Annotated in this window: 15 protein-coding genes; all 15 read right to left on the reverse strand. The window is 63.4% G+C overall.

The window, feature by feature from the left end; all coding sequences use genetic code 11:
• Positions 1 to 48: 48 nt before the first annotated feature.
• Positions 49 to 1,446 carry a cell division protein FtsA gene (gene ftsA / locus GFJ39_RS00275; protein ID WP_153429055.1) on the reverse strand — a complete coding sequence of 466 codons (1,398 nt, stop codon included), beginning with the start codon at positions 1,444 to 1,446 and terminating at the stop codon, positions 49 to 51.
• A complete protein-coding gene (locus tag GFJ39_RS00280) occupies positions 1,443 to 2,378 on the reverse strand; it encodes a cell division protein FtsQ/DivIB (RefSeq protein WP_153429056.1) in 936 nt (311 codons plus the stop codon). The genes ftsA and GFJ39_RS00280 overlap by 4 nt, the downstream gene beginning before the upstream one ends.
• Positions 2,378 to 3,289 (reverse strand): D-alanine--D-alanine ligase, encoded by a 912-nt coding sequence (locus tag GFJ39_RS00285; protein WP_153429057.1) that lies wholly within the window; start codon positions 3,287 to 3,289, stop codon positions 2,378 to 2,380. The genes GFJ39_RS00280 and GFJ39_RS00285 overlap by 1 nt, the downstream gene beginning before the upstream one ends.
• Positions 3,286 to 4,206, reverse strand: coding sequence for a UDP-N-acetylmuramate dehydrogenase (murB, locus tag GFJ39_RS00290; RefSeq protein WP_153429058.1), 921 nt, complete (start codon positions 4,204 to 4,206; stop codon positions 3,286 to 3,288). The genes GFJ39_RS00285 and murB overlap by 4 nt, the downstream gene beginning before the upstream one ends.
• The gene (gene murC / locus GFJ39_RS00295; RefSeq protein ID WP_153429059.1) at positions 4,203 to 5,636 is read right to left on the reverse strand and encodes a UDP-N-acetylmuramate--L-alanine ligase; all 1,434 of its coding nucleotides are present in this window, start codon (positions 5,634 to 5,636) and stop codon (positions 4,203 to 4,205) included. Before murC ends, murB begins: the two co-directional genes overlap by 4 nt.
• A gap of 39 nt (positions 5,637 to 5,675) precedes the next feature.
• A complete protein-coding gene (gene murG / locus GFJ39_RS00300) occupies positions 5,676 to 6,773 on the reverse strand; it encodes an undecaprenyldiphospho-muramoylpentapeptide beta-N-acetylglucosaminyltransferase (protein ID WP_062456882.1) in 1,098 nt (365 codons plus the stop codon).
• On the reverse strand, positions 6,770 to 7,963 hold the full coding sequence (locus GFJ39_RS00305) for an FtsW/RodA/SpoVE family cell cycle protein (RefSeq protein ID WP_062456885.1): 1,194 nt from the start codon (positions 7,961 to 7,963) through the stop codon (positions 6,770 to 6,772). Before GFJ39_RS00305 ends, murG begins: the two co-directional genes overlap by 4 nt.
• Before the next feature lie 4 nt (positions 7,964 to 7,967).
• On the reverse strand, positions 7,968 to 9,314 hold the full coding sequence (gene murD / locus GFJ39_RS00310) for a UDP-N-acetylmuramoyl-L-alanine--D-glutamate ligase (RefSeq protein ID WP_153429060.1): 1,347 nt from the start codon (positions 9,312 to 9,314) through the stop codon (positions 7,968 to 7,970).
• A complete protein-coding gene (gene mraY / locus GFJ39_RS00315) occupies positions 9,311 to 10,402 on the reverse strand; it encodes a phospho-N-acetylmuramoyl-pentapeptide-transferase (protein ID WP_153429061.1) in 1,092 nt (363 codons plus the stop codon). Before mraY ends, murD begins: the two co-directional genes overlap by 4 nt.
• The gene (locus GFJ39_RS00320; RefSeq protein WP_153429062.1) at positions 10,402 to 11,775 is read right to left on the reverse strand and encodes a UDP-N-acetylmuramoyl-tripeptide--D-alanyl-D-alanine ligase; all 1,374 of its coding nucleotides are present in this window, start codon (positions 11,773 to 11,775) and stop codon (positions 10,402 to 10,404) included. The genes mraY and GFJ39_RS00320 overlap by 1 nt, the downstream gene beginning before the upstream one ends.
• A complete protein-coding gene (locus GFJ39_RS00325) occupies positions 11,772 to 13,232 on the reverse strand; it encodes a UDP-N-acetylmuramoyl-L-alanyl-D-glutamate--2,6-diaminopimelate ligase (RefSeq protein WP_153429063.1) in 1,461 nt (486 codons plus the stop codon). Before GFJ39_RS00325 ends, GFJ39_RS00320 begins: the two co-directional genes overlap by 4 nt.
• Positions 13,233 to 13,240: 8 nt before the next feature.
• Positions 13,241 to 15,223, reverse strand: coding sequence for a peptidoglycan D,D-transpeptidase FtsI family protein (locus GFJ39_RS00330; protein WP_153429064.1), 1,983 nt, complete (start codon positions 15,221 to 15,223; stop codon positions 13,241 to 13,243).
• Between the two features lie 81 nt (positions 15,224 to 15,304).
• Positions 15,305 to 16,096 (reverse strand): cell division protein FtsL, encoded by a 792-nt coding sequence (gene ftsL / locus GFJ39_RS00335; RefSeq protein WP_153429065.1) that lies wholly within the window; start codon positions 16,094 to 16,096, stop codon positions 15,305 to 15,307.
• Positions 16,093 to 17,064, reverse strand: a complete 972-nt coding sequence (gene rsmH / locus GFJ39_RS00340) for a 16S rRNA (cytosine(1402)-N(4))-methyltransferase RsmH (protein WP_153429066.1) — start codon at positions 17,062 to 17,064, stop codon at positions 16,093 to 16,095. The genes ftsL and rsmH overlap by 4 nt, the downstream gene beginning before the upstream one ends.
• The gene (gene mraZ / locus GFJ39_RS00345) at positions 17,061 to 17,555 is read right to left on the reverse strand and encodes a division/cell wall cluster transcriptional repressor MraZ (RefSeq protein ID WP_011251745.1); all 495 of its coding nucleotides are present in this window, start codon (positions 17,553 to 17,555) and stop codon (positions 17,061 to 17,063) included. The genes rsmH and mraZ overlap by 4 nt, the downstream gene beginning before the upstream one ends.
• Positions 17,556 to 17,619 lie beyond the last annotated feature (64 nt).

The raw sequence follows: 17,619 nt of genomic DNA on the forward strand, positions 1-17,619 counted from the left end.
CGGAACTTCATGAAAGCGACAGGTGTGGGCGTTATGATCTGTAGTAGACTACACATTGTTGCGTATGAAGCCTACGAGACGTTTAACAAGTCCGCGAGGTTTGGGTTCAGGAACGGAAATATCTCCGAAATCCCGATCCGCCCCCGCTGCCCAGGCCAGAAGCCCCGCAGCGGTTGAAAATCCTGCCGAAGCCGCGGCTGTCTCGGGCAGGCCGTAAATGTTCTGGGGTTTCCCCATCCGGACAGGCCGGCCAAGAATGCGGGTGGCAACGGGCACGATTCCTTCAAGAAGCGATGCACCGCCTGTCAGTACGACCCGACCATTGGCCAGGCGCCCCAGTCCCGCATTATCGAGCGACTGCCGCACGAGTTCGAGCGTTTCCTCGATCCGGGGCTGGATGACGGAAATGACCTTGGAGCGCTGAAGCCGGACCAGCCGGTCGCTGTTCTCGCCGATCAGCGGCACTGACAGGATTTCACGCTGGTCATCGGAACCCATCTGGGCCGCGCCATACATCGTCTTGAGGCGTTCAGCCGTCTCCAGAGACGTTGAGAGCACGCCGGCAATGTCGCGCGTGACATGCAGGCCGCCAACCCGGATTTGGGCCGTGTGGAGCAGTTTGCCCTCACAGAAAACGGCCAGAGACGTGGTGCCGCCACCCATTTCCACTACGGTCACGCCCAGTTCGCGCTCTTCAGCAGCCAGGACCGACACACCGGAGGCAAAGGGACTCGCGACCAGCCCGTCCAGCTTCAGTTCGGCGTGTTGCAGGACGGCATCCAGAGTGCGCAAGGCGCTGGAATTCATGTCCACGACATGCATCCGGGTGGCCAGTTCTTCGCACTGATGCCCGATCGGGTCTGCGATTCCCGGAATGGAATCCACGACATATCCGATGGGGAGCGTATGGATGACTTCGCGGCCTTCCATCCAGGCACGGGCCTGTCCTTCGGCGATCAGGCGCTGCACGTCACCGGCGGTGACTTCGCGGCCGCCGATGGGAATCTGCGCGTCGACCAGACGGCTCAGCGGGCGGCCGCAGGACAGGTTGACGACGAGCGAATCCATGCGCCGTTCGGCAGATTCCTCGGCCTGTCCGACCGTGGCCCGGATCGCGGCTTCGGCTTCGCGGATATCAACGATGGAGCCCGAACGGATGCCGTGGGAACGGCGCCATCCATGGCCCAGAACCTGAATGGATCCATCCGGTTCGCCCTTGCCGATCAGGCAGGTCATTTTCGTCGTGCCGATGTCCAGCGCACCGAAAATACCCGGACGCCAGCTGACGTTCCGCTGGGTTTCCTCCGGAGGAAGCGGCAGGATGTCACGCGGGACGCGGTTGACGCTGACGTCACGTTCGCCGCCGACGGGAATGAGGGACCGGCCCCTCAGACCGCCCCGGCGCCGGAATGCCGGAAGATCTGACATGGAGTTGTGGTCGTTCATGGCTGCTTCGTGCTGTCTGCTGGTGGTGACGGTGAGGACGGATCGGGCTTTGCGCCATCCGGGGGCGGAGCTGCCTGAGGCGGCTGGTGGACGACCATCCGGTCCGGAAGGCGCAGATCGATCGACTGGACCGGGCGTTCCAGCAGGCGCATGCTCTGCTGATAGCGGGCCAGACGGGTGAATGCCGCGGCTTCCTCTCCTTCAGGCAGCATCACGGTCGTACCGTCTCTGAGTGTGGCATTCCAGCGCCGGTTGCCCACGCGGATCAGGGCCGTGACCTGGCTTTTGACCAGCGGTTCCTTGTTCAGGGCATCGATCACACTGGCGGCTGCCGTATTCGCACCTTCACCCACAACCAGAGGCAGTTGCAGAAAAGCCTGCGCATTTTTCCCGGTCAGGCCCTGATCGGAGACTTTCTCTCCCGCCCGGTTGATGAGCATGAAATGCCCGCGATCCTGCCAGACGGCGATCGGCGTGCGCTCCACAAGCGTGATGATGACGGTATCGGGCATGTGGCGTTCGACTGTTGCATGGTCGATGAACGGCAGTTCATCCAGCCGCTGCCGTGCGGCCTCAACGGAAAATCCAAAGATCGGACGTCCGACGGATGTGCCCAGCGCTTCCTGGATCGAGGCTTCGCTGGTCATGCCGCGACCGTTGATGACGATGTGGCGGATGGGCAACGGCTCCATTTCGACCAGCCGTGCCCGCAGCGGGGCGAAGCGCTCTTCGGAGGCTGCGTCATACAGAAGGCGAATGCCCGCACCGGCAATTCCCATCACAACCAGAAACACGATCGCAGGCCGGACCAGCCGCCGCTGTCGGCGCCAGAACAGCTTGGCCCGGGACGGACGGTCTTCCTGAGGCGGCAGGGCCCCGGAAAAACGCTCCCGGACAAAATCGTCTCTCTGAAAGGACGGATCCTCCCGCATCAGCGCGCCAGTGCCTCCCGGACCATCCAGTCACACAGTTCCGGATAGGAAATCCCGCAATAGGCGGCCTGTTCCGGCAGCAGGGATGTCGGCGTCATGCCGGGCTGTGTATTGACCTCGAGGATGACCAGCGTGTCGGTGCCCTCGTCGTAGCGGAAATCCGTGCGACTGGCCCCCTGACAGCCCAGTGTCTGATGGGCGCGCAGAGCGTAATCGAGCGCACGGTCCGTCACCGCCTGTGGAAGCTCCGCAGGGACTACGTGACGCGAGCCGCCAGCCTTGTATTTGGCCTCGAAATCATAAAACGCGGCCGTTTCGCTGGGCAGGATGTCCGTGACGGCCAGAGCCCGGTCTCCCATGACGCCAGCGGTTAGTTCGCGGCCGGGGATGAAGCTCTCGACCAGCGCCTCCTTCCCGAAACGCCAGTTCCGCGCGATTTCGGCACGACGGTTGTCTCCCGTCCGCACGATCTCCACACCGACGGAGGAGCCTTCGGCGACCGGCTTGATGACGTAAGGCGTGGGGAGCGGATCGGCTTCGGCCAGCTCTTCAACCGTCACGACACGTCCCTGCGCAACGGGCAGACCGGCGGCGGCAAGCAGGATACGGGTTGCGCCCTTGTCCATTGCCACGGCCGAGGCACGGATGCCGGAATGGGTGTAGGGCAGGCCAAGCCATTCCAGAACGCCCTGAATGGCACCATCCTCGCCACGCGGGCCGTGAAGGGCATTGAAAACGACGTCCGGTGCGGCGGCTTTCAGGCTGGCGATGGTCGTTGCGATATCCGGTCCGACATCGATCGGGGTGACGTCGTGTCCCATTTCGCGCAGGGCCTCGATTGCAGCCTCGCCGCTGACGAGACTGACAGGCCGCTCACTGGATGTTCCTCCCAACAGGACTGCGACCTTCATACCGTCTGTTCTCCTTCGGATCTGCGCCCGATGCGTTTGATTTCCCAATGCAGGTCCACGCCGCTCTGTGCCAGCACTTTTTCGCGGACGGCTTCGCCCAGCGTTTCCAGATCCGCGCTGCGGGCCTGTCCCAGATTGAGCAGGAAATTGCAGTGCTTTTCGCTGACCTGCGCATCGCCGATCTGAAGACCACGGCATCCGGCTTCGTCGATGAGCTGCCAGGCCTTGTGGCCTTCGGGGTTGCGGAAGGTGGAGCCGCCGGTTCGCGCCCGTACGGGCTGTGAGGCCTCGCGCGAGGCCCGGATATCCGCGATGCGGCTGCGGATGGCATCTGCGTTGTCCGGTGTGCCGCGCAGGCTGGCGCGGATGACCACGCTGCCTTCGGGAAGCTCCGAATGACGATAGGCAAAACCGAGGTCGTCATGGGACAGACGTCGCAGATCGCCTTCAGCCGTCAGGATGTCCGCCCATTCGAGAACGGCGTTGAGGTCTGACCCGTAGGCACCCGCATTCATGCGGACGGCGCCCCCGATCGATCCGGGAATGCCGGCCAGGAACTCCAGTCCTGCCAGAGCGGCAGCGGCGGCATGTTCGGCCACGGTGATGTCGAGGGCGGCCGCGCCGACGATCAGGCTGTTGCCCTGAACAGTGATGTCCGCAAAGCCGCGTGCCAGACGGATGACCGTGCCAGCAATGCCGCCGTCGCGGATGATAACGTTCGAGCACGCGCCCAGAACCGTAACCGGCATGGTGGCCGGCTTTTCGCGCAGGAAAAGGGCGAGATCATCCTGGTCTTCGGGGACGAACAGCCAGTCCGCCGGGCCACCGACCCGGAACCATGCGCGGGGGCCGAGCGGGGCGTTCGGGGTCAGTCTGCCGCGCAGGCCCGTGACGGGAAAATTGCTGCTGCCCGTCATGCCGCGCCTTCGGTTGCGGGCTGGCGGTTCAGGGCTTCGAGCTGGGCGGGGAGGGCCTGCGCCCACTGAGTGATGGTGCCGGCGCCAAGGCAGACGACGTAATCGCCCGGCTTGGCGATGGCGTTGATCATTTCCGCCAGATGGGCCGGATCGGGGAGTGGTACGACGGAACGGTGGCCGCGGTCGCGCAGGCCTTCGACGAGCGCATCACGGCCCGCGCCTTCGATCGGCGTTTCGCCTGCGGCATAGACGTCAGCCACGATGACCGTGTCGGCATCGTTCATGCAGGTGCAGAACTCGTTGAACAGGACCTTCAGGCGCGAATAGCGGTGCGGCTGCATGACGGCGATGACGTTGCGGGCACCAGCCTGACGGGCGGCCTTGAGCACGGCGGCGATTTCAACCGGGTGATGGCCGTAATCGTCGATGATGGAAATGCCATCATACTCGCCCGTGCGGGTGAAGCGGCGCTTGACGCCCTTGAAGGTCGTCAGGGCGGACGCGATCACGGAATCACTGATTTCCATTTCAAGCGCCACGGCGATGGCCGCGAGCGAGTTCAGGACGTTGTGGTGTCCGAGCATCGGCAGGCGGAACGGACCGGCGCGGCGCGAGCGGTTGCGCTGGCGATTGGTGACCACGACTTCGAATGTCGCGCCGCGTTTGTCCATGACGACCTTCTCGGCGCGGATATCGGCCTGCGGGCTGAAACCGTAGGTGATGACGCGATGATCGGACAGGCGCGGGATCATCTGCTGCACCTGCGGGTGATCCACGCACAGGACCGCGAAACCGTAGAACGGAATGTTCGAGACGAACTGGTCGTAGCCGGCCTGCATGGCCTCTTCCGTGCCCCAGTGATCCAGATGCTCCGGATCCATGTTCGTCACGACCGCGATGACGGCGGGCAGGCGCAGGAAGGACCCGTCGCTTTCATCGGCCTCGACGACCATCCAGTCGCCCGAACCCATGCGCGTGTTGGTGCCGTAAGCTTCGATAATGCCGCCATTGATGACGGTCGGGTCCAGACGGGCATGCTCAAGCACGCAGGCCACGAGGCTGGTCGTGGTTGTCTTGCCATGCGTGCCGCCGATGGCGACGGACCAGCGCAGGCGCATCAGTTCGGCCAGCATTTCCGCACGTCGCACGACCGGGATGAGCTTGGCACGCGCGGCCACGACTTCCGGATTGTCCTTTTTCACGGCAGTGGAGGTCACGACAACCTGGGCGTCGCCCAGATTGGCGGCGTCATGGCCGATATGCACGACAATCCCGGCCTGGCGCAGGCGCTGCACATTGGCACCTTCGGCAATATCGGAACCCTGCACCTTGTAGCCCAGCATGTGCAGGACCTCGGCGATGCCGGACATGCCGATGCCGCCGATACCGACGAAGTGAATGGTTCCGATGTTCAGGGGCAGGGCGCGCATGGGGCAGGTACTCTTGGGCAGGAACGATAAAAACAGGGATCAGGACCGCAGGGCGGATTCAATCAGATCAGCGACTTTTGCGGCAGCATGAGGGCGCGCACACAGATGAGCGGCTTTTGCTGCGTTTTCGAGCTTTTGAGGATGGGAAAACAGGTCTGTCAGCAGAGCCGTCAGAGCTGGGGGCGTGAAATCGGGCTGTCGGATCATCCAGGCCGCACCGGCATCGACGAGCGCCTGACCATTCGCACCCTGTTCATCGGACGCGGCGATGGGCAGCGGCACCAGAATGGACGGCAGACCGGCCATGGCCAGTTCCGCAACCGAAGAACCGCCTGCGCGCCCGATCACGAGATGGGCGTTTTTCAGACAGGCCGGAACATCCGTGAAGAAGGGAGCAGCCTCGACTTCGATCCCCGCATTTTCGTAAATGGCGCGGACGCGCTCCAGATCATCGGCCTTGATCTGCTGCGTGACTTTCAGGCGTTTGCGGAAGTCTTCGGGAAGAGCAGCCAGCGCCTGTGGCACGATTTCGGAGAACACGCGTGCGCCCAGGGAGCCACCCCAGACCAGAAGATTGATCCTGTCTTCGGGCGGGGCATAGACATGACCAAACAGAGCCTCGATGCCTTCACGGACGGGCATGCCGGTCAGGGTTGTCCGGGCATTTTCAGGAAGACGGGCGACCTTCGCGTAGGACGTGGCGATCAGCGGAGAAAAGCGGGACAGGAAGGCATTGGCCTGTCCGAGCACGGCATTGCCTTCATGAATGACCATCTGCGGACGCTTTGCGGAAGGCAGAAGGCGTGACGCGGTCAGGGGCGGGATGGACGGATAGCCGCCGAAACCCACAACCGCCGCGGCATCCAGCGAGGTGAGGATACGGCGCGCGCTCATCATGCCGCGCAGCAGGGCTAGTACGCCACGGACTTTTCCGCCAATGCCTTTACCCGCCACGCCTGCGCCGTCCAGCACGTATTGCGGACGGTCCTTGAACAGGCCGGTTTCGCGTCGTCCGTGCCGGGCGTCTGTCATCAGGACAAGGTCGTGACCCCGTTCCGCGAGTACGGTTGCGACGGCTTCGGCCGGGAAGAAATGTCCGCCTGTGCCACCGGCGGCGATAACGATGGGGCGGCTCACGGCGCGTTCCTCTCAAACAGTGGTCCCTGACCGTAAGGCGCAGAGGTTCTCTGACCAATCCGGCTCTGGCCGACATGATGACGTGTCAGCGCCAGAACCATACCCATGGTCAGGGCCACCGACATTGCCGAACTGCCACCATAGGAAATGAAGGGCAGGGTCATGCCCTTTGTCGGGATCAGATGCAATGTCGAACCCATGTTGACGAAGGCCTGAAGGCCGAAGCCTGTCACCAGACCTGCAGCGGACACGATAACGAACGGGTCATCCTCGTGCATCAGCTTGAGCAGGGTGCGCAGTACGATGATCCCGAACAGCAGGATGATCCCGATGCACAGGATCAGACCGTATTCTTCACCCGCGACCGCAAAGACGAAGTCGGCATGGGCGTCGGGCAGCAGATCCTTCACGCGGCCTTCGCCAGGCCCGCGGCCCAGCAGGCCGCCATTTCCGAACGCCCGCAATGCGGTGTCAATCTGGTAGTGGTCACCGACATCAGGATGCAGGAAGCGCTGCACGCGGGACTGCACGTGCGGAAAGACGATATAGGCGACCGCAAAGGCACCCGCCATGCCCGCAACGCACAGGCCAACCCAGTAGAGTTTGAGACCATCCACGAAAAGCTGGGTCATGAAGACCATCGTGATGACGGACAGCATTCCGATATCGGGCTGGGATTTCAGCAGGACCAGAATGACCCCGAAGCACAGGAAGGCAATCAGCATGCCGGGGAAGGCGATATTGCCCCACATCACGACGGAACGGCGCGCCGAGAGCAGCCAGCCGGTCACGACCGCAAAGCAGGGCTTGAGGAACTCCGAGGGCTGGACCGACATCATCGGCAGCGCAATCCAGCGTCGCGCGCCCTTGATTTCCATGCCGTGCACCAGCGTCATGGCCGTGGCACCGAGCGCTATGATGCCGCCGATAATCGCGAGTTTCTTGATGGCCTGCCGGGACAGGTAGGACGTTCCAAGCACGATCGCTCCAGCCAGTGCCAGGAAGATTACCTGCTTGAGAATGAACATGTTGCGCGAGGCGCCGATACGCGAGGCTACCGCAGGACTGGCCGCCAGCATCAGGACATAGCCCAGGCCAATCAGCAGGCCGACGCAGGCCAGCGTCACACGGTCCAGGTTCCGCCACCAGCGGGCCATCGCAGAAGTATCGACACGGGACAGTCCCGACATGGTGTCAATCCTCCTGTTTCTGCGTGGGGTTGGTGCCCGAATGGCCTGATTTTACGATATTATCGCAAATCTGAAGGAAGTGTGAACCTCGATCCTCGAAACTGCGAAATTGATCGAAACTTGCACAGGCCGGTGACAGCAGGACGACGGGAATGTTCTTCTCGAGAGCGGCCTGAAAAGCGGCCGGAACAGCCTTTTCCAGCGTTCCGCACTGCTGGAAGGGTACGCCATGCGTTTCCAGCGTTGCGGCCAGAACATCCGCGTTCTGTCCGATCAGAAAAGCCTGCGCGATGTGACCGAAAAAGGGCACGAGGCTTTCGATGCCACCCGCTTTTGCAACGCCGCCCGCAATCCATATGACTTTGTCATAGGCGGCGAGAGCCTTTGAGACGGCTTCGGCGTTCGTGGCCTTGCTGTCGTTGATGAAAGAGACGCCATCGCATTCCGCCACTTTCTGCAGGCGATGTTCCAGGCCGGGGAAGGATTTCAAACCGGTGCGGATTGCCGCCTCATCAAGGCCGAGATGGCGCGCGATGGCCAGGGCCGCGCCGACATTCTGGGCATTATGCCGTCCGGGAAGGGCCGGGCCGTCGTAAGGAGGCAGGGCGTCTGCGTCCAGTTCAACGACCTGTACGCTGCGCGATGCGACCTGTGAGGCGATGGAGCGGCACCAGTCATCATCCGTGCCGATCACGGCCAGATCGTCCGGGCCCATATTGTCAAAGACATGGGCCTTGGCGGCGGCATAGCCTGCCATGTCGCCATGCCGGTCCAGATGGTCGGGGGTCAGGTTCAGCAGGCAGGCGCCGTTCGCGTGGAAGCGATCCAGCCGTTCGAGCATGTAGGACGACATTTCGATGACGTAGACGCCGTCATCGGGCAGGAGCGGTAATGCCAGCGATGCCGTGCCCAGATTGCCACCCGCCGTGCAGGAACGCCCGGCCGTCGTAAAAAGATGGGCGATCAGCGCCGTCGTCGTCGACTTCCCGTTCGTTCCCGTGACTGCGACGAATGCGGCCTTTGATCCGGACTTTCGGACGGCGCGATACAGAATCTCGGCATCGGACAGGATTTGGATCTCCTGTGCCCGGGCGAGGTCCGCGACGGGATGGGCCTTGGAAAGCAGATGGGGAATGCCGGGGGACAGGATGAGAGCCGTCATGCCGGACAGGTCGGTCAGGGGGGCGACTGTCAGGTTCGGCTGAGCGGGAAGATCGGCATTGCGATCATCCCAGGCCTGAACCTCTGCGCCCATCCCGAGCAGCGCCTGCACGACAGCCGTACCATTGCGCCCCAGACCGCAGACGGCATAGCGCTCGCCTGCGAGGAGGTTGGACGGAAAGCCGCTCATCGTAGTTTCAGCGTCGCCAGACCGCACAGGCCCAGCACGATGGAGACGATCCAGAACCGGATCACGATTTTTGGCTCCTGCCAGCCCTTTTTCTCAAAATGGTGGTGCAACGGCGCCATCAGGAACACGCGTCGTCCCGTCCGCTTGAACCAGAAAATCTGGATCACGACCGACAGGGTTTCAGCAACGAAAACGCCGCCCACGATGCACAGGACGAGTTCATGCTTTGTGGCAACAGCCACGGCTCCGAGAGCCCCACCGAGGGACAGGGACCCGGTATCGCCCATGAAAACGGCGGCCGGCGGGGCGTTGAACCACAGGAACCCGAGGCCCGCGCCAATCAGGGCCGCACAGAAAACTGCGAGTTCGCCCGTGCCGGGAACCGGGTGGAGTTGGAGATAGTCGGCGAAGACGTGATTGCCGACCAGATAGGAGATCAGGGCGAAGACCAATGCGGCGATTACGACCGGGACGATGGCCAGACCGTCCAACCCGTCCGTGAAGTTCACGGCGTTGCCGAAGCCGGTGATGGTGATCATTGCAAAGATCGGGAAGGCATAGCCCAGCGGAAGAAGCACATCCTTGATGAACGGAAAGGCGACCATGTTGCGCAGTTCCGGCGGCGTCAGGGACTGGAGCCATATCCCGGCGATCAGCGACGCCAGAAACTCGCAGCCAAGCCGGGTGCGCTTGGAGACGCCGGTCGTGTTGCGCTTGGAGAGCTTCAGGTAGTCGTCTGCAAAGCCAACTGCTCCGAAAGCTGCCGTCGTTAGCATGACGGCCCAGACGAAGCCGTTTGTGAGATCCGCCCAGAGCAGTGTTGCCGAGAAAAGCGCAATCAGAATCAGCATTCCGCCCATCGTCGGCGTGCCGGCTTTTTCCAGAATGTGTCGTTCAGGACCCACGGATCGGATCGGCTGGCCTTCGCGCTGGATGCGTTTGAGCTGTGCGATGAAGGGATTGCCCAGTGCCAGCGAGATGACCAGCGCCGTCAGGCAGGCGCAGCCTGAACGGAACGTCAGGTAATGAAACAGGTTGAAGAATCCGCCATGGGACGTGTCATGGGCGGCGATGAGATTGAAAAGCATCAGGCAGAGACCGGGCTGGAAGCGTTGTCGAGGATTGAGATCACGTCACGCATCCGGCTGCCGAAGCTGCCTTTCACGAGCAGGAGATCACCGGGGCGAAGGGCTTTGAGCAGAAGAGGGGCCAGAGATGCGGCATCAGCGGCGTATCCGCCCTGAAGCTCGGAGGGAAGCGCGTCATAAAGCGCGCGCATATGGGGGCCGCAGCAGAAGGCGATGGCTTTGGCGTTCTGAACGGCGTCTGCGAGCGAACGGTGTTCGGCATCGGCGAAGGTGCCAAGTTCGCGGATGTCCCCCAGAGCCGCGATGTGCCGCTGGGCCGGAATCAGCGCGAGGGTTGCCAGTGCCGCGCGGACGCTGGGCGTGGACGCATTATAGCTTTCGTCCAGAAGGCGCACGTCGTTCAGGATCGTGCGGATCTGTCCACGTCCGGCACCTGGCACAAAGTTTTGCAGTGCGGTGGTCGCAACGGCGACGTCTTCGCCAAGAGCTGCAACCGCGCCGAGAGCCAGAGCCGCATTGCGTGCCAGATGCTCTCCCGGCGCCGTTAGTGTCACATTCTGGATGCCGCAAGGCAGATGTAGCGAAAAATGGCTGCCTTCTGCCGAGCAGTGCAGATTTTCGATCCGGAGCTGTGCCGTCTTGGAGAAGCCCGAACGCCAAAGGACACGTCCTTCGGGCAGGGCTCCCCGGAAATGCTCCTGACCGGCTGCGTCGTCGGGGACAATGGCGATCCCCTCGTCCGCAAGCGCGCTGAACAGGTCGGATTTTTCCTGCGCAATTGCCTCGATGCTGCCCATATGGCCGAGATGCGCCGTGCCGATCGTGGTGATGATGGCTACATCGGGCCGGACCTGAGCAGCAAGGGGAGCAATTTCCCCGACATGGTTCATGCCGATTTCGCTGATGCAGAACCTTGCGTCCTGCGGCAGTCGGGCCAGCGTCAGGGGCACGCCCCAGTGGTTGTTGTAGGAGGCGACGGCGGCGTGCGTCGGGCCGATGGCGGACAGCGCGACTTTCAGCATGTCCTTGGTCGTCGTCTTGCCGACGCTTCCGGTGATGGCAACGACTTTTCCGCGAAAACGCATGCGCGCATAACGCCCCAGATCCACAAGGGCGGTCATGGTGTCAGGAACGATCAGAAGGCGCGGATCGTCCAGACCAGCCGTGTCATGCACAAGTGCGCAGGCGGCACCCTTGTCCAGAGCCTGCTGCACATGGGCATGGCCGTCGCTCGTCTCGCCCCGCAGCGCGATGAACAGGTCCCCCGGCGTCAGTGTCCGGGTGTCGATCGAGATGCCGGTGACCTGAACATCGGCATTCAGTGTTCCGCCTGTCGCGGCGCGAAGGTCCGCACTGTTCCACAGAACGCTCATGCCGCACCTGCCAGTTCACGAATAACGAGACGGTCATCGAAGGGCAGGATGTCCGTGCCAACGATCTGACCCTGCTCATGTCCCTTGCCGGCCACGACAAGGATATCGCCGGGCTTCAGGGCCTCAAGTCCCGCTGCGATGGCGCTGCGGCGGTCTGCGATTTCCAGTGCATCCGGGCAGGCCGCCAGGATTTCCGAACGGATGGAAGCGGGCTCTTCCGTGCGGGGATTGTCGTCCGTTACGATCGCCAGATCCGCCATTCGCGCGGCAACTGCTCCCATGAGCGGGCGCTTGCCGCGGTCGCGATCGCCACCCGCGCCGAAGACCACGACCAGACGCCCTGCCGTATGCGGACGCAGGCTGGACAGGACGCAGTCGAGCGCATCGGGGGTGTGGGCATAATCGACATAGGCGGCAGCACCGTTGGAGAGCGCAACAGCCCGCTCGCATCGGCCGTGTACACCCGTCAGGCGCGACAGAAGGGCCACAACCTGCCGGGCATCGGCGTCGTCTTTCCAGCACATGGCAGCCGCCAGCATCACGTTCTCGGCCTGGAAGCGTCCGGGCAGCGAAAGGGAGATTTCGGGCAGTTCCTCGCCATGCAGGGCGAGGCGCAGGATCTGCCCTGACGGCGTGGGACGGGCTTCGATCAGTCGCAGCGTGGTGCCATTGCGCCCCACGTTGCGGAGTTTGAGGCTCCGACGGGCTGCAATGTTCTGAAGAGCCGCAAATGTCTCGCCGTCCATGTCCGCATTGACCGCTGCGATACCCCCTGTGGGAAGCACCTCGTCAAACAGGCGCAGTTTTGCCGCGCGATAGGCTTCCAGCGTCAGATGATAATCCAGATGGTCGCGCGTCAGATTGGAGAAGCCGGCTGCCGTCAGTGTGACGCCGTCCAGCCGATGCTGCTCAAGTCCGTGCGACGAGGCTTCGAGGGCGACATGCTCCACGCCGTTACGGGCCAGCGCGGCGAGGGTCCGGGACAGCGATACGGGGTCCGGCGTCGTCAGGCTTGGTGGAGCCGGGACATCCGTATCGGAAATGAGACCCAGCGTTCCAAGGCTTGCCGCCCGGTTTCCCTGAAGGGTCCAGAGCTGGCGGAGGAAATCGGCCGTGCTGCTTTTACCGTTCGTCCCGGTGATCGCCGCGATGCAGGACGGTTGCGGACCGGCAAGCGCGGACGCCATGCAGGCAAGCAGATGCTTTGCATCGGGCCGTACGATCACGGGAACTGCGCTATCCGGGCCCGCGGTTTCCTGATCCACGATTACGGCTGCGGCTCCCTGCGATACGGCCTGCGGGATGAAGGCGCTTCCGTCCTGTTTCGCTCCGCGCAGGGCAAAGAACAGCGTCCCCGGGCCGGCCTGGCGGCTGTCGGGGGTCACGGCCAGAATGTCGGGATCGTCTGTCAGGGACTGCGACGTGTCGCAAAGGGCGAAGAGCTGTGAGAGGAGCATGAAACGGTTCAGTGCTGTGTTCGGGAGGTCGGGGTTTTGGTGCGGGACTGATTGCGCGGCTCCCCTGGATCGTTGCCGGGGCCCAGGGGGCGGTATCCGGGAGGCACGGGCGGGTTCATCGGAATGGCCAGCGAGGCGTCGATCGCATCCTTGTTCGCCAGATCGGGGAACTGGTTCAGGATCGGGCCGACACGCGAGATGATTTTCTTGACGGTCGGTGCGGCGTTCCAGGCGGCTGTCGTCCAGCCATGGGTTGCCGCCGTGCCCTGCGGACTGTCGAGCATCACATAGACGGCGTAACGGGGGTTGTTCATCGGGAACACGCTGGTAAAGGCCGAGACGTTGACGTGCTTCAGGTATCCGCCATGCGCGCCGATCTTTTCCGCCGTGCCGGTCTTGCCGCCGACATAATAGCCCGGCACTTCGGCGGACTTGCCGCTCCCCATCGTGACGTCGAGGCGCAGCAGTTTGCGCAGGAGGGCCGAGGTCTGTTCGGAAAGGACGCGCGTGCCCACGGGCGTTTCGGCTCCGATCTCGTCACCGTTCGCACCCGGCCGATAGGCCACGGGCCGGACCTGTGCCGCATCGGCGTCGGGCGTCGGTTTGCTGTCGTCTTCGGTATCGCGTGCCACGAGGGTTGGCTTGAGCAGGATACCGCCATTCACGGTTGCCGCCGTGCCTCGCACGATGGCCAGTGGCGGTTCGGCGACACCGTGCCCGAACCCGACTGTCATGACCGTGGAAAGGCCCCAGTTGCGTGATGCGGGAACAAGCGGCCGCCCGGCTTCGGGCAGCTCGACCGGGACACGATTGAAAAAGCCCATGTTCCGCAGCCAGTCCTGCTGACGCGCCGCGCCGACATCAAGCGCGATATGCGCCGCAGCCGGGTTGGACGAATAGGCCAGAACGCCGGGCAGGGAGAGCCAGGGGGCGAAATGGTCGGTCTTCATGTCGCGGATCGTGAAGCGGCCGACTCTGATGGGAATGGTCGAAAAGCGGTCCCACGGGTGGATGATGCCGAGTTGCAGGCCCATGGCCGCCGTCTGGAGCTTGAAGGTCGAACCCGGTTCATACATGCCGGTAACGGCCCGGTTGAAGCGGGCGTCGTTGGGCGCGTGGCCGAAATCGTTGGCGTCGTAATCGGGCAGGCTGACCATGGCCAGGATCTCGCCGGTACGGACGTCCATGACGATGGCACTGGCGCCGATCGCCGAGAACTCGTCCTTTGCGGCCTGAAGTTCGTCATGCGCGACGGTCTGCACGCGCACGTCCAAGGACAGGCGCAGCGGTGTGCGATCGGAGTTCAGGCGCTTGTCGAAATACCGCTCCACGCCTGCAATGCCGTGATCGTCGATATCGACGCTGCCCATGATCTGCGCGGCCGTGCGACCCAAGGGATAATGGCGACGTTCGCCTGCTTCGAAATAAATGCCCGGAATGCCCAGATTGTTGATGGCGATTTCCTGAACGGGCGAAATGTCACGCGCCAGATAGACGAACTGCTTTTTCAGCGACAGGCGGCGGATCGTCTCGTCCCGGCCGAGCTGTGGCAGCACTTTCCGCAACTTGTCGGCGGCATCCGCGGGGTCGATCAGTTCCATCGGGTTGGCATAGACCTGCGCGACAGGCAGCGAGAGCGCCAGAGCCTGACCCATGCGATCGGTAATGGTGGCGCGCTTGACGGTGGGCAGGACGAAATCGCCCGACATTTCTCCGCGTGGATCGCTCTTGGGGATTTCCGGAACCTGAGGCGCGATCTGGCGCTTTTCCGGCTCCATCGGCATGAGGACGGTGGCGACGGTCGCCTTGAGCGCCACGGCTCCATAAATCGCGAGAAATCCCATCCCGACACCGAGCAGGCGCCCATGCATCTGGTCAAGATTCAGCCTGCGGAACCCCCGCGGCGTGCCGCCACGCCGGAAACGCCCTGACGGCACATCCGGACGCTCGGGGCGCTGTGAACCGGAAGAAGGTGGCACGTCCTGGGGCATCGTGCGGGGGTGCGTCCTGTTGAAGGGCTCGCCCTAAGCTATCCGAAAATGCTGAACGAGCGGTTAACGATGAGAAGGCTTTCAGTTAGCCAACGGCACCGGCGCGGGCAATGCGTCATTCGTATTTCCCAGAGCGGAAAGTTGTGTGTGATGCGTGCGGAGTGGGGCTTCGGCCAGACGGGTCGACGCTGCGCTGTGGTGGACATGCACGGTCTGGGGGTGCCATGCGGCAACCATCAGTGGAGCAGGATGGCTCTCACGATAGTTGACCAGGCGAACACCGGGTGCGCTGTCGGCATGGGCGTGAACCAGTCCTGAGACCGTGCGCGGCGCGGCGGACGCGATCTGCATGTCCGCATTGTGGGCATGGGAGACATGCGCCGGGATGGCGGCCGCCTTCGGTGTTGCGGCGGGATGCGATGCCATGGCGACAGCCACCGGACGCGGAGCCGGACTCGGCTGGGCGGGGGCGGGAGCATGCACGACAGCCTGCGGAGCGGGTAGGGGCAGGTGAGCGGCTTCGGCCGCACGGATGACAACCTCATGCAGTCCCTCACGCGGATCGGCCGGTTGAGCCTTCGAACCCGGCGCGGGAAGGCGCGCTTCGAGTGAGGCCATACGGATGAACTGGTCCGGCTCCATCGGGTGCAGGGCGGGAACAAAGCGGGCTGACAGGGTTTTCAGGCGGTCCGGCTGGTTCAGCAGGGCCCATTCCGTACGGAGCATTGCGGTCTGGCCGCGCACGCGCTGCGTCTCCTGCACGATCTTCGTGATCTTCTGGTCCAGAACCGTGGTCTCATGCTTCTTGGTATAGAGAAACAGGCCGGATCCTGCGGCGAGGACAGCGCAGGCGACAGTGAAGGGCCGGATCATGAGGGCATTCCTGAGACGGGCATCTTGGGGGCGGGGTTGCGAACCAGTGCACGCAGGCGGGCGCTGCGGGCGCGGGGATTTTCCCGGGATTCCTCATCCGTGGCGGAGAGGGGACGGGAATAGAGAAGGGAAAAGGCCGGTGCGTCCTGACGGAGCGGCGCCGGTTCGTAACGGGAAGGGTTTCCCGTCCGCCCTGCAAGGACGGCCATGGCACGTTTCGCCAGGCGATCTTCCAGGGAATGGAATGTTACGACCACGAAAACGCCGCCGGGAGCCAGAAGGCGCGGCGCCGCTTCCAGCGCCCGCTCCAGTTCGCCCAACTCGTCGTTCACGGCAATCCGCAGCCCCTGGAAGCTGCGGGTGGCCGGATCGATATTGGCGCGGTCGCGGGGGACGCAGCAGCGGATGATATGCGCGAGCTGGCCGGTCGTTGTGATCGGGGCTTCGGCGCGGGCGGCCACGATGGCGCGCGCAATGCGGCGGGAGAGCTTTTCCTCGCCATAGCGGTAAAGGATGTCCGCGAGTTCGGCTTCCCTGCACGTATTGACCAGATCAGCCGCCGAGGGGCCATCCGAGCCCATCCGCATGTCCAGCGGGCCGTCATTGCGGAACGAGAAACCACGCTCGGCCTGATCGATCTGGAAGGACGAGACGCCCAGATCCAGCACGATGCCGTCGAACGGACCTTCCGCTCCGACCAGGGCTTCCATGTCGCCGAACGTGCCCTGGTGCATCCGCAACCGTCCGTTGGCCTGAACGGCCATGGCGTTTCCGCGCTCGATGGCGGCAGGGTCGCGGTCGATCGCATCGAGCGTGCAGTCGGCCGCATTCAGGATGGCGCGGGCATAGCCGCCCCCCCCGAACGTGCCGTCCAGATACCGTCCGCCAGCGCGCGGGGAGAGTGCTTCGAGAACCTCGTGCAGCATGACCGGAACATGGCCGGAATGGACCAGGGTGATCGCGTTCATTCCGCTGCTCCCGCTGTGTTGCCGGCGGCAGGCGCGCTGGCGGGGCGGCGGCTGGTTGCGAGAGTTCTGGCACGGCTGCGGGCGGCCTGACGCCGTTCCGCCGCAGCTTCGGGGTTCCAGATCTGGAATGTGCGGCCAAGCCCCATGAAGGAGACTTCGTCGGTCAGGGCTGCGTGGGTGCGCAGGTTTTCGGGAAGAATGATGCGGCCTTCCTTGTCGCTGTCCAGCGGATAGGCGTCCGCATAGAGGCTGGCGGCCAGATCTTCATGATCTTCCGAAAAGGGATCGTATTCGTCGAGCGGTGTCGCAAGGGACGCGAAAGCGCCGACCGTCCAGCCTTCGATGCAGGGATGGAGATGGGACGGACGCAGGATGACCAGTGGATCTCCCGGCTGGGCCTGTGACTTCAGGGCGGCGCGGAAAGATGCGGGAATGGAGACACGTCCCTTGGCATCGAAACGGTTCTGATGCGTGCCGAGGAACATGCTCATGGATGATGTGCCTCCTTCCTGCGTCAGAACCGGTCATGCGGTTGCTGGTTATTTGACTTGGTCT

This window comes from Gluconobacter aidae, assembly GCF_009547075.1.
GTDB classification, from domain to species: Bacteria; Pseudomonadota; Alphaproteobacteria; order Acetobacterales; family Acetobacteraceae; genus Gluconobacter; species Gluconobacter aidae.

What these genes read in the sequence shown, in the direction of transcription:
- GFJ39_RS00325 (WP_153429063.1), bottom strand. Translation starts at nt 13,232, where the DNA reads ATGCTCCTCTCACAGCTCTTCGCCCTTTGCGACACGTCGCAGTCCCTG.
- mraZ (WP_011251745.1), bottom strand. Translation starts at nt 17,555, where the DNA reads ATGAGCATGTTCCTCGGCACGCATCAGAACCGTTTCGATGCCAAGGGA.
- GFJ39_RS00280 (WP_153429056.1), bottom strand. Translation starts at nt 2,378, where the DNA reads ATGCGGGAGGATCCGTCCTTTCAGAGAGACGATTTTGTCCGGGAGCGT.
- ftsL (WP_153429065.1), bottom strand. Translation starts at nt 16,096, where the DNA reads ATGATCCGGCCCTTCACTGTCGCCTGCGCTGTCCTCGCCGCAGGATCC.
- GFJ39_RS00305 (WP_062456885.1), bottom strand. Translation starts at nt 7,963, where the DNA reads ATGTCGGGACTGTCCCGTGTCGATACTTCTGCGATGGCCCGCTGGTGG.
- mraY (WP_153429061.1), bottom strand. Translation starts at nt 10,402, where the DNA reads ATGCTTTTCAATCTCATCGCCGCCCATGACACGTCCCATGGCGGATTC.
- GFJ39_RS00330 (WP_153429064.1), bottom strand. Translation starts at nt 15,223, where the DNA reads ATGCCCCAGGACGTGCCACCTTCTTCCGGTTCACAGCGCCCCGAGCGT.
- murB (WP_153429058.1), bottom strand. Translation starts at nt 4,206, where the DNA reads ATGACGGGCAGCAGCAATTTTCCCGTCACGGGCCTGCGCGGCAGACTG.
- GFJ39_RS00320 (WP_153429062.1), bottom strand. Translation starts at nt 11,775, where the DNA reads ATGAGCGTTCTGTGGAACAGTGCGGACCTTCGCGCCGCGACAGGCGGA.
- rsmH (WP_153429066.1), bottom strand. Translation starts at nt 17,064, where the DNA reads ATGAACGCGATCACCCTGGTCCATTCCGGCCATGTTCCGGTCATGCTG.
- murC (WP_153429059.1), bottom strand. Translation starts at nt 5,636, where the DNA reads ATGCGCGCCCTGCCCCTGAACATCGGAACCATTCACTTCGTCGGTATC.
- GFJ39_RS00285 (WP_153429057.1), bottom strand. Translation starts at nt 3,289, where the DNA reads ATGAAGGTCGCAGTCCTGTTGGGAGGAACATCCAGTGAGCGGCCTGTC.
- murD (WP_153429060.1), bottom strand. Translation starts at nt 9,314, where the DNA reads ATGAGCGGCTTTCCGTCCAACCTCCTCGCAGGCGAGCGCTATGCCGTC.
- ftsA (WP_153429055.1), bottom strand. Translation starts at nt 1,446, where the DNA reads ATGAACGACCACAACTCCATGTCAGATCTTCCGGCATTCCGGCGCCGG.